Raw genomic sequence first — 13,163 nt, forward strand, 5'->3', positions numbered from 1 at the left:
CGGCGGGCGGGCCGTGGAGGGAGGGATGCCTCAGCGCCGGTAGTAGTCCGCGATGGGCGCGCGCGCCTCGTCGAACAGTGCCGGGCCGTCCTGTTCCGGTACCGGCCAGGCGCCCGACTCCGGGTTGAGTTCGATGAGCTGCTCGGTGGAGAGCGCGTAGACGACCCGGCCGAGCCCGGACCGGGCGAGGCCGCCGGCGCACATGCCGCAGGGCTGGCAGCTGGTGTACATGGTGGTGCGCGCGGCCGCGTCGGGGTCCAGCTCGCGGGCCGCCCAGCGGGCGAGCTTCAGCTCGGGGTGGGCGCTGATGTCGTTGTCGCGGCGCACCGTGTTGTGGGCCTCGGCGATGACCGCGCCGTCCGGGCCGGCGAGCAGGGAGCCGTAGGGCGCGTCGCCCAGTTCGACGGCGCGGGCGGCGAGGGCGACGGCCCGCCGCAGGAGTGCCTCGTCGGCGGTGGTGATCACGATGGTGTCCTCCAGTGTGTGGCCACGGCCGTCAGGGCCCGCCAGGCCTCTTGGGGCCGGAGGGTGTCCTGCGGGTCCCCGTGGTACGGGTCGAGTACGACGGTGTCGGCGCCGAGGCGGTGCAACTCGCCGAGATCGTCCAGGATCTGTTCGAGGCTGCCGGTGCCGGCGAGCCGCTCGGGGCCGTCGACCGGGGAGCCGGTCAGCCGCAGGGCGATACGGGGCGCGAACGCCGGCAGCGTGTGGTTCGCGAGGACCGAACGCATCCAGGGCAGCGTGCCCCGCAACGGATGCCAGGCATCGCCGTACGAGAGGGCGCGCCGGATTCCGGCCTCGCTGTTGCCGCCGACCCAGACGGGAATCGGCCCGGCCGGCCCGTCCCCCTCCTCGCGCCATGCCTCGCGAAGGGCGCCGAGGTGCTCGTCGGTCAGCCTGCCGCGTGCGGTGAAAGGCACGCCGAGCGCGTCGAACTCCTGGCGCGCCCAGCCGATCCCCACCCCGAGCACGAACCGGCCGCCGCTGAGCTGCTGAAGGTTGGTGGCCATACGGGCCACCAACAGCGGGTGCCGGTAGGGCAGTACGAGCACGGTCGTGCCCAGCCGCACCCTGGTGGTGATCCCGGCCAGCCAGGACAGCGTGGTGAAGGGCTCGTAGAACGGCTCCGGATAGCGCGCGGCCACATCGGGGGTGACGACCACGTGGTCCGAGACCATGAGCAGATCGAATCCGAGTCCTTCCACGGTCCGCGCCCACTCGCGGAGCACACCGGGATCGGTCCCGGGCCCGAAGTTCGTTACGTTGACGCCAAGTCGCATGGGTGGAGGATATGCCGGTGATCAGGGCCCGAGGAAGACAATCCTCCCGGCACAAGAGGGACTTCGGCATCGAATTCCCGGTAGAATTTCTATATGACCGGGAACCTTGACGACATCGACTGGGCGATCGTCGACGAACTGCAGCAGGACGGGCGGATCTCCCTCAGCGAGCTGGGGCGGCGCGTCAGTCTCGGCTCGTCGGCCACCACGGAACGGGTGCGGAACCTGGAGGCGATGGGCGTCATCACCGGCTACCGCGCCGTCGTCGACCTGACCCGGGTCGGCTACCCGGTGCTCGCGGTCGTCCGGCTGAAGTACCCCGGCAACCGCCACCAGCCGTTGCGCAGGCTGCTCGCCGAGAGGCGGGAGATCCTGGAGTGTCTGCGTACCACCGGCGACGACTGCTACACCCTCAAGGTGGCCGCGACCTCGATGGAGCATCTGGAGACCCTCATGGACGAGCTGGCCGGCTTCGGCTCCACGACCACCAGCGTCGTCTACAGCCAGACGCTGCCGTACCGGGGACCCTCGCGGCCCTCCTGCCCCGGGGCCAGTCCCCCTCATCCGCCGGTCAGCCGCTGAACGAGTTCGACGGTCCGCCCCGCCCCGTCCTCCGCCGCCATATGGCGTGCGCCCTTCGCGGCGGCTTCCGCGTAGGCCGGCTCGCGCACGACGCGGCCGAGCGCGTCGGCGAGCCGTTCGGCGGTGAGGGTGCGGAAGGGAACCGGCTCGTCGGCGGCACCGACGGCGGCGAGGCGGCGGGCCCAGAACGGCTGGTCGGCCGTCACCGGGACCGTGACCGAGGGAATCCCCGCGCGCAGGGCGGCGGCCGACGTACCGGCCCCGGCGTGGTGGACCACCGCGGCCAGCCGCGGAAGGAGCAGGGCGTGCGGTACGTCCCCGATGGTGAGCACGTCGTCGCCGTCGGCGGCGAGCCCGGCGCTGCCGGACTGGAGGATGCCGCGCAGCCGGGCGCGGCGCAGGGCCCGCACGGCGATCCCGCTCAGCCGGTCCCCGTCGCCGGCCGCCATGCTCCCGAAGCCGATGAGGACGGGCGGGGGTCCGGCGCGCAGGAAGTCCTCCAGGTCCTCGGGGAGCCGTGCCGCCGCCGGGTGGTGGGGCCACCAGTTGCCCACCACGTGCAGGCCGGGACGCCAGTCGGCGGGCCGGGGCACCAGGGCGGTGCTGAAGCCGTGCGCGATGGGCCAGTTCGAGCGCTCCTGGCGGCCGCGCGTCTCGGAGGGCGAGGCCGGGGGCAGCCCGAGGCGCTCGCGCAGCCGGGCCACCGCGGGCGCGTAGAGGCGGTCGGTCATCCGCAGGGCGAAGCGGCCGGCCAGGCGGTTGGCGGGGCGGCCCAGGGAGCGGGAGCCGGTGACGACGGGCGGGAAGTCGCCGGTCGGAACGGTGGGCTGGAGGTACACCCCGATGCTCGGGATGCCGGTGGCCTCGGCGAGGTGCAGGCCGAGCGGGGCGGTCGAGGTCGACAGCAGCAGCAGTTCCGTGCGGTCGTCCATCGCGTCGGCGAACCCCTGGCCGAGGTCGGTGATGAACGCGGCGGCGGTCCGCATGAGTTCCCGCTGCCCGGTGCCCGCGCCCCGTTTGCGCGGGTCGGCGGGGAGCGCGCGGAATTCCAGCCCGGCCTCGCGGACGAGGGGTGCGAAGGCGTCCGTGGTGGCGAGGGCGACGTCGTGGCCGGCCGCGCGCAGTGCGGAGCCCAGGCCCGTGTAGGGCGCGATGTCCCCGCGCGATCCGGCGGCGGTGATCAGTATCCTCATCGGTCCTCCCTGGTCCTCATCGGTCCCCCTGGTCCTCATCGGTCCTCATCGGCACCGGTACGGCCGTCGGCCCGGCGGGCCGCGTTGGCGTGGACGGCCTTGCACAGGTAGGCGGCCAATCCGGGGCGCTGCTGGGACACCGGGACGACCAGGGCGAAGGCACGGGGGTCGGCGGCGAAGTCGTCCGCGATGCGCCGGTGCATGCCGGGCGGGCAGGAGGTGAACCAGCGCGAGACGTGCAGGCGGTGCTCCTCGGCGAGGTCCATGGCCCGTTCCCCGTCGCTCGCCTCCCCCTCGTCGAAGGCCGCCAGCAACTCCGCGCGCCAGACGGTGGCCTCGCCCATGAGCTGCCGCCAGTCCTCCTTGGTGTGGGCGGCCGCGCGGGCCATCGCCTCGCGCTGTCCGGGCGAGTGCGCCCACTTCAGCGCCGCCTCGGTGGCGTAGCTCAGGTCGAAGGTGATCTCACCGAACACCTCGAAGCGTTCCCTCGGGGACAGGGCGACCCCGGTCCGCTGCACCTCGATCGCGCGTTGCGCCACCTCGGACAGCCGTTGCAGCCTGGCGATCTCCGCCCCCAACTGCTCCTGCCGGGCCCGCAGATACTCCAGGGCGTTCGCCTGCGGGTCCTTGAAGATCTCGCCGATCTCGTCGAGCGGGAAGCCGAGTTCCCGGTAGAAGAGGATCTGCTGGAGCCGGACCAGATCGGCGTCACTGTAGAGCCGGTAACCGGCCTGGCTGCGCCCGCTGGGGGAGAGCAGCCCCGCCTTGTCGTAGTGATGCAACGTACGCACCGTCACCCCGGCGAAGGCCGAGACCTGCCCCACGGAATAACTCATCCACCTGCCCTTTCGTCGCCACCCAGCATTGGGCCTGACGTAAGGGGAGGGTCAATCCACGGCAACCGGGCGGAGGGCGGGCCGGTCCCTCCGCATCGTCGCGTCCACGCCAACTTGATCACCTGCCCGTCCGGGCCCACCCTCGTGAGCAGGCGTTTTCCCAGGCGCCGCTTCAGCCTCGCCCTCGCAATCCAGCCGCTTTTCGTACCACGCGTTACTCCGGACGCTTTATGGATCAACATCACCGAGTCTCTGCTCACTCACTGCTGCCTCACAGGTGATTCACCATGCGCACACAAGCGCGAAGACTCGTCACGACCCTCCTGGCCTTCGTTCTCCTTGCGATATCGGCCGCCACCGCCCCGTCCTGGGCGGCTCCACGGGACCGGCCGGGCGGTGCCGGGGAGGGGGTGGTCCAGGTCAAGGCCCGTACGGCCGAGGACCTGCCCGATCCGCCCAGGGCGATGACGCTGGCCGAGCGGCGCAAGCAGGTCGCGAAGGACCGGCACGAAGTATCGCCCATGCGGGGCTACATGGACGCGCCGGAGCGGACCGCGAAGGGCGCGCCGCCCGGCCGGCCGGACTCGGAGCACGTCGAGCGGGGCCCCGCCGCCGGGAAGGGCGCGGCCTCGAAGCGCCTCGCCGCCGCGCCCGGGAACCCGGTCTCGGTGTCCGCGTGGGCGACCGCGTACCCCGGCATGCTGTCGATCGGCGGGCAGGTGAAGCTGCCGCTGCGGGGGTCCACGTACACCGGGATGTGGCTGTACGTCCTGGACGAGGCGGGCTACCCCGTCGTCCAGCAGGAGATCAACAGGTCGACCGACGACCCCAGCGGGGACACCCCGGACACCGGAGCCTGGTGCTACGACTGGTGGTCGAGCAACTCCTACCCCACCGACCAGTGCTTCTGGTGGGCCGGCAGTGAACTGGACGGAATCCTGGAGGACGGCAAGAAGTACTACGCCTGGGTCTTCCTGAGCAACGCCGACGGCTCCAGCCCCGGCGGCACCACCTCGCTGCTGGTGGAGGCCTTCTACACACCCGGCATCCCCGGCGCCGCGGCAGGCATCTGCACGTGCTACGCCCAGGCCCACCGCGCCGACCCGGTCAACACGGCGACCGGCATGTTCTACGAGCAGCTCACCGACGCCTCGCTGACGGGGCCGGGGGTGCCGCTGGCCCTGGAGCGCACCTACCGCTCCGACTCGGCCTCCACCGGTCTGCTGGGGCGCGGCTGGGCGACGCCGTTCGACGCGCGGCTGACCCTCGCGACGGGGAAGGCGACCTACCGGACGGGCGACGGGGCGTCGTTCGTGTTCACGCAGGCGGCCAACGGCACGTACACGGCCCCGGCGGGCACGACGGCCGAGCTGGTCAAGGGGACGAGTACGTACACGGTCACCACCCCCGACCACACGGTGCGGACGTTCGACAGCGCCGGTCTGCTGACCTCCGTGACCGGCGCGGCGGGCAAGGGCCTGAGCCTGACGTACGCGTCGGGCGGGCTCGCCTCCGTCAAGGACGCCGCCGGCCGCACCACCTCCTTCACCCCCGGCACCGACGGGCTGCTGTCCGAAGTGGCCCTGCCGGACGGCACATCGGTCTCGTACGGATACACCGGCGGCCTGCTGACCTCGGTCACCGACCCGGCCGGCCGGACGTCCTCGTACACGTACGACACGGACAAGCGGCTGTCGTCGTACACCGACCCGGCGGGCGGCGAGGTCAGCAACGTCTACGACAGCGCGGGCCGCATCACGTCGCAGACCGACCAGAACGGTGAGACCACCACGTTCACCTGGGACGGCAGGAGCGAGTCCCACACCACCGCGCCCGACGGCGGTGTGTGGACCGACGTCTACGCCAGTAACGTCCTGATGGAGACGATCGACCCGTACGGCAACAGCATCGCCTACGACTACGACCGTTACCTGCGTCCCGCCGCCATCACCGACCAGCGCGGCAACACCACGGAGATGACGTACGACTCCGCGGGACGGATGCTCACCCGCAGCGCGCCGGCCGCCCTCGGCTACGAGGAGAGCTGGGGCTACGACAGCGCGGGCAACCTCACCAGCCACACCGACGGCCGCGGCAACAAGACCACCTACGCGTACACCGCGAACCGGCTGATGTCGGCGACGGACCCGACGGGTGGCGAGACCGCCTACACGTACACCGCGCTCGGCTCGCTGGAGACCGTGACGAGCCCGCGCGGCAAGGTCACCACCTACGGCTACGACACCGCGGGCAACCGGACGTCGGTCACCACGCCGCTGGGCGAGAGGACGACGTTCACCTACGACCCGGCGGGCCGCGTCCTGACCAGGACGGACCCGCGCGGGAACGTCACGGGCGCCGACCCGGCCGCGTACACCACGACGTACGCCTACGACGGCCGCGGTCTGCTCAGCTCGGCCACGGACGCCCTGGGCCGTACGACGACCTACGAGTACAACGGCGCCGAGCAGTTGGCGTCGGTGCTCAACCCCGCGGGTGACACCGCCACACTCGGCTACGACGACGCGGGGAACCTGACCCGGACCACCGACCAGGCGGGCGAGTCCCTCACGCGCGCCTACGACACGGGCGGACGGCTCGCCTCCAGGACCGACGCGGCCGGCGGCCGGACCACCTTCACGTACGACAAGGCGGGCCGGCTGCTCAGCAGCGTCTCGCCGCGCGGGAACGTCTCCGGCGCCGACCCGGCCGCCTACACCACGTCCTACGCGTACGACACGGCCGGCAACCTCACCGAGACCACCGGTCCCACCGGCGCGACGACGAAGACGACGTACGACGCGGTCAACCGGCCGCTCGTGGTCACCGACCCGCTGGGCCGCACCACCGGCTACACCTACGACGCCAACAACAACGTCACCAGGACCACCGACGCCGCGGGCGGGACGACCACCGCCGTCTACGACAAGAACAACCGCCTCAGCAGCAGCACCGACGAGCTGGACAGGACCACGGCCTACGGCTACGACGCCGACGGCAATCTGCTCAGCCGCACCTCCCCGCTCGGCCACAGGGCGAGCTGGACCTACGACGGCGACGGCCGCCGGGCCACCGCGGTCGATCCGCGCGGCAACGCCACCGGGGCCGACCCCGCCCAGTACACGACGACGTACGGCTACGACCCGGCGGGCCACCCGACCGAGGTCACCGACCCGCTCGGCGGGACGACCACCACCGCCTACGACGCCACCGGCAAGGTCGTCGAGCGCGAGGACGCCGACGGACGCACCACCTCCTACGGCTACGACGACCTGGACCGGCTGACCGAGGTCACCGCCCCCGGCGGCGCGGTCACCACCTACGGCTACGACCGGCTCGGCAACCTCACCGAGCGCACCGACGCCAACGACCACGTCACGGCGTACGGCTACGACGCGGTGCACCGCCTCACCTCGGTCACCGACCCGCTGGACCGGGAGACGGCCTACGCCTACGACGCGGAGGGCCATGTCACCGGGAAGACCACCCCTCGCGGCACCACCGGGTACACCTACGACCCGCGCGGGCTGCTCACCGCGATCGACTACTCGGACACCACCCCCGACGCGTCCTTCGGCTACGACGACGCCGGGCAGCTGACCGCCCGCGCGAACTCCGAGGTCCTGGAGGACTTCGTCTACGACGAGGTCGGCAACCTGTCCGGCACGCGCGGTTTCGCCTACACCTATGACGCCGCCGGGCAGATGCTCACCCGCGAGTACGCCGACGGCAGCACGTTCGCGTACACCTACGACGACGACGGCCGCACCGCGACGATGGACGCCGACGGCGCGACCACCACGTACACCTGGGACCCGGCGGGCAACCTGACCGCCTCGGCCCTGCCCGACTCCAGCACCGAGAACCGCGCTTACGACCGGGCGGGCCGGGTCACCGCGGTGACCGCCACCCGGGCGGGCACCACGGTCACCGGGACGGCGCTGACCCTGTCCGCCGCGGGCCTGCCCTCCCGGGTCGACGTCACCCGCGAAGGCGTCGGCACCGGCGGCTACGACCTCACCTACGACGCGGCCGGCCGGCTCACCTCCGGCTGCGCGCCGCAGCCCGAGGTCACCGGCTGCGCCGCGGGCCGCACCACGTCCTACACCTACGACGACGTCGGCAACCGGCTGACCTCCACCCTGGGCACCGCCTCGACCGGCTACGCCTACGACGCGGCCGACCAGCTCACCTCGACCACCACCGGCACGACGACCACCGCCTACGACCACGACGCCGAGGGCAACCGGACCAAGGCCGGCGCCGACACCTACAGCTACGACCTGGCCGGACAGATCTCCGCCGCCACCGTCGGGGGCGCCGCCCACACCTACGGCCACGACGCGAGCGGCAACCAGGTCACCACCACCAAGGACGGCGCGGTCACCAGCCGCACCCAGTGGGACCCCAACGCTCCCCTGCCCGTCCTGGCCACCGAGTACGACAGCGACTGGGCCGTCGAGCAGTCCTACCGCTACGACCCCCTCGGCCAGCCCACCGCCACCGAGACGGGCACCGAGGAGGTCTTCTACTACCACCACGACACCCAGGGCTCCCCGGTCGACGTCACCGGCAGCACCGGAACCCTCCACCAGCGCTGGGCCTACGACTCGTTCGGCACCCGCACCCTGGACACCACTGCCGCCGGCGCGCCGGCGAGCACCCCGTCCTACACCGGCGCCCGTTACGAGACCAGCACCGGCAACCTCGACCTGCACGCCCGTCAGTACGACACCACCACCGGCCGCTTCACCCGGTCCGACCCGGCCGCCCGGGACCTGTCGACGCCGTACGTCTCCGCGTACGCCTACGCCGACAACGCGCCCAGCGCGCTCACCGACCCCAGCGGTCTGAGCCCGGACGACCCGGACAACGACCGGGTCGACAGCTTCGGCGAAGCGCTCGGCATCTTCGGTGACGCCTTCGTGGACGTCGCCAAGTCGCCGTTCGTGTTCCTCGGGGATCTGCACGACGCGTTCACGGGCAAGAACGGCGGCGCGGGCGCGTTCATCGACAAGTACCTCCCGGTGCGCCCCGCCTACCGGCTCTACCGCGCCGAGTACATGCTCCGCCAGCAGGGCTGCGACGCGCTCGCCGACCTGTACGCGGAGACCGCCGACGAACTCGCCCAGCAGCTGGTCGTCACCGGGCTCAGCGGGCTGACCGGGTGGCGGCGGACCGCGGTGGCCACGGAGCGGGAGCTGCAGTCCGGCGGTTCGTCCTTCCGGCGGCCGCGCAGCGAGATGGACTTCGAGCTGGAATGGGCCGACCACGCCTATGACGCGATCCGCGCGGACGCCCAGCTCGGCCGGGTGGCGCAGACCGCGGCGTCGCACGGATATTCCGCCGCCGACATCAATCAGATCTACAACCACCTGTTCACCGAATCGCATCAGCTCGACGCGGGAATGCTGCGATTCGACGCCAATCCGCGTATCGCCAGGGCCTGGGAACGCCTCCAGAACGGAAATCCGCATCCCAGCGATTTCGATCTGCTCGCGCATGAACTCTACGAGTCGAGCTGGATGCGTCAGCACGGCGACCAGAACTATCGCCGCGCCCATCAGGCCACCCTGGACGCCGGGCACACCTGGGACGAGCACGCTCCCGCGGCGGACGGAGTAGGGTACCGGTGATCAAAATCCTGGCACGAGCGAATGGGTGGAAATCCCCGTGACAGCATCACTGACGTGTAGGAGGACCGCTTCTCTCGAAGCGGGTTCCGTCTACGCCTGGGAAACCGCGGAAGGCGCCACCGGGAACATCCTGATCGACCCGGAGGGCTCGGTCGCCCGCCCCTGCACCCCGCAGGGAACGGCCATCGGCGACATGCTCCTGGACAAAGGAAACGGAAATGTCGAAAATCCCGACCCGGACCCGAAGCTCCGCCGCGCTTTCCTGACCGTGGTGTCGGCGATCTTCCAGGAATGGGAGCGGCAGGGACAACCGCCTGAAAAGGTCACGCGTACCTACTGGTAGGCGCCACGCACCACTTGAGAAGGCCGGAAGGGGCCTCCGGCTCGGGCCGGAGGCCCCTTCCCGGCAGAAGCCGCGGGTAGCGACGGACGGACCGCGCCGCACGGCCGTCCCGCTCGGGCCCGGCGTATGGGGAGGGCCGGTCCGCGCCCGAGCGGGGCGGGGAGCCCGGCGGCCCGATCGTCCACATACCGAGACCGGGTGGTTCATCGCTGAACCACCTGTACGCCATCTTTAAATGATCCTTAAGCCGCTGGTCACCGGCACCGCACTTTTTCCCGGCCGCGCCACGCGCACACCCGAAGGGGCCACAGAGCCCCGAATTGGTCTAGTCCTGATCTCGTCGAGATCGTTGACGTGCTGGTCACAGGCCGGTTATCACTGCTCCAGCCCATCAACAGCACCACCGCTCCCCCTCGCTGGAGGCCGCACGTGCACCCCCGTAAGACATTGACCGCCGCGCTGCTCAGCACGGCCCTCGCGGCCGGAGCCCTCGCGGCGACCGTCGGCCTCGGCTCGGCACAGGCGGCCGACGCGCCGGCCACCGCATCCGCGGGCAACGTACGCATCGCGTACTACGACCAGTGGAGCGTCTACGGCAACGCCTTCTACCCCAAGCACCTCGACACCCGGGGCATCGCCGGTCAACTGGACGTCATCAACTACTCGTTCGGCAACATCCACCCCACCGACCTCACCTGCTTCGAGGCCAACAAGGCGGCGGGCGACGACAACAACCCCAACGCGGGTGACGGCGCGGGCGACTCGTACGCCGACTACCAGAAGTCCTTCAGCGCCGCCGACAGCGTCGACGGCGTCGCCGACACCTGGGACCAGCCGATCGTCGGCGTCTTCAACCAGTTCAAGGAACTGAAGGCGAAGTACCCCCATCTGAAGATCAACATCTCGCTGGGCGGCTGGACCTACTCCAAGTACTTCAGCGACGCGGCGAAGACGGACGCGAGCCGCAAGAAGCTCGTCTCCTCCTGCATCGACCAGTACATCAAGGGCAACCTGCCCGTCGAGGGCGGCTTCGGCGGCCCCGGCACCGCGGCCGGCGTCTTCGACGGCATCGACCTCGACTGGGAGTACCCCGCCTCCTCGGGCGGCCACCTGGGCAACCACTACGCCCCCGAGGACAAGCAGAACTTCACGCTCCTGCTGGCGGAGTTCCGTAAGCAGCTCGACGCGTACGGCACCGCCAACGGCGGCAAGAAGTACCTGCTGACCGCCGCCTTCGGGGCCGGCCAGGACAAGATCGCGAACATCGAGACCGACAAGATCGGCCAGTACCTCGACTACGCGAACCTGATGACGTACGACATGCACGGCGCCTGGGACGGCGACGGCCCGACGTACCACCAGTCCCCGCTCTACTCGGGCGCCGACGACCCGTCCGACCCGGTCGCGCCCGGCACCGAGAAGTACTCGATCGACAACGCGGTCGACTCCTGGATCGACGGCAAGCCGGCCTACGGCATCGCCGGCGGCTTCCCCGCGAACAAGCTGACCCTGGGCTACGAGCTCTACTACCGCGGCTGGAAGGGCGTCCCGGAGGGCACCACCCATGGCCTGGCCCAGTCCGCGACCGGTGGCTCCGCCGCCCGCCCGCTGAGCCAGCAGGCCGGCATCGCGCACTACAAGGAACTCGGCGGCATCGTCGACAACCCGGCGACGACGTACTGGGACGACGAGGCGAAGGCGTCCTACTTCTACAAGGACGGCGAGTTCTTCACGGGCCTGGACCAGAAGTCCATCCAGGCCAGGGCCGACTACGCCAAGCAGCGCGGCCTGGCCGGCGCGATGATGTACTCCCTCCTCGGCCTGGACGACAAGACCACCCTGCTGAACCAGATCAACACCGCGATCGGCGGCTCCACCACCGAGCCCACCACCCCGCCGACCACGGACCCCACGGACCCGACCACCCCGCCCACCACCGACCCCACGGACCCGCCCGCCGGTGACTGCGGCTCGGTCCCGGCGTACGTGGCCGGCACGGTCTACAACGCCGGCGACGAGGTCTCCCACAACGGCCGCACGTACAAGGCCCAGTGGTGGACCCAGAACGAAACCCCGGGCAGCACCGGCGACTGGGGCGTCTGGAAGGACCAGGGCGCCTGCTGAACGACCCCGACCACCCCGAGGGCCCCGCCGACGCACACACCGGCGGGGCCCTCGGCCGTACGGAACGCAGGGGGCGGCGGGCCACCCGAAGGAAGCCAGGACCGCTGTCCGGCGGCGGAGCCGCAGGTAGCGGCAGACGAGTCGGGCTGTACGCCGGGTTCTGTCGCCCGGTCGCCTCGCGGCGGCCGGGGAGACGGCCATCCATCTAGGACCGGCATTGCTGCCGGCCTCGTGCGGTCTACCCGCGAACTCGGGCGGGCAGCCCTCAAACGTTCGCGCAGGAGCACCGGGGTGCTCCCTCTTGACCTTGCTCCGGGTGGGGTTTACCTAGCCGTCTGGGTCGCCCCAGGCGCTGGTGGTCTCTTACACCACCGTTTCACCCTTACCCGGGACCGAGGTCCCGGGCGGTCTGTTTTCTGTGGCACTGTCCCGCGGGTCACCCCGGGTGGCCGTTAGCCATCACCCTGCCCTGTGGAGCCCGGACGTTCCTCGGGAGGATCCGGAGATCCCCACGCGGCCGTCCGCCCGGCTCGTCTGCCGTGGGGCCCATGCTACCTGGCCGAATCAGATGAACTCCGCCGTCTCCAGGTCGAACGAGAACGGCTCCGGGAGGCGGACCGCCTCGCCGAACGGGACCGTGCGGTGCTGCCGGTAGTCGTCGCCCTCCGGGTCGCTGAACAGCGTCACCGCGGACTCCTCCCGGTCCACCAGCAGGTACAGCGGGATCGGGCCCCTCGCGTAGCAGTGGCGCTTGGCCTCCCGGTCGGCGGCCGGATTGGACGACGTGACCTCCACGACCAGCGCCACTCCCTCGCACGGCATCCACGGGTCCGCGCCCCGGTAGAGCCGTAGCGCCGTCGGCGCGAACGTACCGTCGGGGATGACATGTTTCGCTGGACAGCCCCGGCCGCCTCTCAGCTTCAGACCCTTGTGTGCCGAAAAGTCCATGTCCGTCTTCGCGCGCCCGAGCACCTGTCCGAGGACCAGGCCGATGCAGTCCTCATGATCGCCGTCCGGTGGCGGCTTCAGGGAGATCTCTCCCTGAAGCAACTCCGCCCGGAAACCCTCCGGTGGGTCCAGAGCCTCGAAGCCTTCCAGCAGTACGTCCGCCTGCGAGAGCCGTTCATGCGGAACAGCGGACATGTGGCGCCCTCTCCTCGGTCGCTCGC

9 protein-coding genes and 1 other RNA gene are annotated in these 13,163 nt (G+C 71.0%); 4 read left to right on the top strand and 6 right to left on the bottom strand.

Annotated elements, in window-relative coordinates; translation table 11 throughout:
* Positions 1-30: 30 nt before the first annotated feature.
* Together P8A18_RS08615 and P8A18_RS08620 are read right to left on the bottom strand one after the other, a co-directional pair.
* Positions 31-465, bottom strand: coding sequence for a nucleoside deaminase (locus P8A18_RS08615; RefSeq protein ID WP_018556323.1), 435 nt, complete (start codon positions 463-465; stop codon positions 31-33).
* Entirely contained in the window at positions 462-1,280 is an 819-nt protein-coding gene (locus tag P8A18_RS08620; protein ID WP_306053232.1) for an LLM class flavin-dependent oxidoreductase, read from the bottom strand. Before P8A18_RS08620 ends, P8A18_RS08615 begins: the two co-directional genes overlap by 4 nt.
* A gap of 93 nt (positions 1,281-1,373) precedes the next feature.
* Between P8A18_RS08620 and P8A18_RS08625 the strand changes: the two genes are divergently transcribed.
* Positions 1,374-1,862, top strand: a complete 489-nt coding sequence (locus P8A18_RS08625) for an Lrp/AsnC family transcriptional regulator (protein ID WP_306053233.1) — start codon at positions 1,374-1,376, stop codon at positions 1,860-1,862.
* On the opposite strand, the gene P8A18_RS08630 is transcribed toward P8A18_RS08625, so the two are convergent.
* A complete protein-coding gene (locus tag P8A18_RS08630) occupies positions 1,841-3,055 on the bottom strand; it encodes a glycosyltransferase (RefSeq protein WP_306053234.1) in 1,215 nt (404 codons plus the stop codon). The two genes, P8A18_RS08625 and P8A18_RS08630, sit on opposite strands and share 22 nt — an antisense overlap.
* Positions 3,056-3,090: 35 nt before the next feature.
* Positions 3,091-3,891: a MerR family transcriptional regulator gene (locus P8A18_RS08635; RefSeq protein WP_306053235.1), complete on the bottom strand. Its 801-nt coding sequence runs from the start codon at positions 3,889-3,891 to the stop codon at positions 3,091-3,093.
* Positions 3,892-4,355: 464 nt separating this feature from the next.
* Here P8A18_RS08635 and P8A18_RS08640 point away from each other — a divergent pair, with 464 nt between their 5' ends.
* The 3 genes from P8A18_RS08640 (at position 4,356) to P8A18_RS08650 (ending at position 11,994) form a co-directional block, all read left to right on the top strand.
* Complete coding sequence (locus P8A18_RS08640; RefSeq protein ID WP_306060762.1) at positions 4,356-9,527, top strand: DUF6531 domain-containing protein; 5,172 nt, start codon at positions 4,356-4,358, stop codon at positions 9,525-9,527.
* Between the two features lie 37 nt (positions 9,528-9,564).
* Positions 9,565-9,870 carry a hypothetical protein gene (locus P8A18_RS08645; RefSeq protein ID WP_306053236.1) on the top strand — a complete coding sequence of 102 codons (306 nt, stop codon included), beginning with the start codon at positions 9,565-9,567 and terminating at the stop codon, positions 9,868-9,870.
* Between the two features lie 429 nt (positions 9,871-10,299).
* Complete coding sequence (locus P8A18_RS08650; protein WP_306053237.1) at positions 10,300-11,994, top strand: glycosyl hydrolase family 18 protein; 1,695 nt, start codon at positions 10,300-10,302, stop codon at positions 11,992-11,994.
* 133 nt (positions 11,995-12,127) lie between these two features.
* On the opposite strand, the gene rnpB is transcribed toward P8A18_RS08650, so the two are convergent.
* An RNA gene (rnpB, locus tag P8A18_RS08655) (RNase P RNA component class A) lies at positions 12,128-12,527 on the bottom strand.
* A gap of 31 nt (positions 12,528-12,558) precedes the next feature.
* Positions 12,559-13,137 carry a Uma2 family endonuclease gene (locus tag P8A18_RS08660; RefSeq protein ID WP_306053238.1) on the bottom strand — a complete coding sequence of 193 codons (579 nt, stop codon included), beginning with the start codon at positions 13,135-13,137 and terminating at the stop codon, positions 12,559-12,561.
* Positions 13,138-13,163: the final 26 nt, after the last annotated feature.

It is taken from the genome of Streptomyces sp. Mut1 (assembly GCF_030719295.1).
GTDB classification, from domain to species: Bacteria; Actinomycetota; Actinomycetes; order Streptomycetales; family Streptomycetaceae; genus Streptomyces; species Streptomyces castrisilvae.

Bases quoted from the DNA above. Each gene is read 5' to 3' on its own strand.
- P8A18_RS08620 (WP_306053232.1), bottom strand. From the start codon at position 1,280: ATGCGACTTGGCGTCAACGTAACGAACTTCGGGCCCGGGACCGATCCC.
- P8A18_RS08625 (WP_306053233.1), top strand. From the start codon at position 1,374: ATGACCGGGAACCTTGACGACATCGACTGGGCGATCGTCGACGAACTG.
- P8A18_RS08630 (WP_306053234.1), bottom strand. From the start codon at position 3,055: ATGAGGATACTGATCACCGCCGCCGGATCGCGCGGGGACATCGCGCCC.
- P8A18_RS08635 (WP_306053235.1), bottom strand. From the start codon at position 3,891: ATGAGTTATTCCGTGGGGCAGGTCTCGGCCTTCGCCGGGGTGACGGTG.
- P8A18_RS08640 (WP_306060762.1), top strand. From the start codon at position 4,356: ATGACGCTGGCCGAGCGGCGCAAGCAGGTCGCGAAGGACCGGCACGAA.
- P8A18_RS08660 (WP_306053238.1), bottom strand. From the start codon at position 13,137: ATGTCCGCTGTTCCGCATGAACGGCTCTCGCAGGCGGACGTACTGCTG.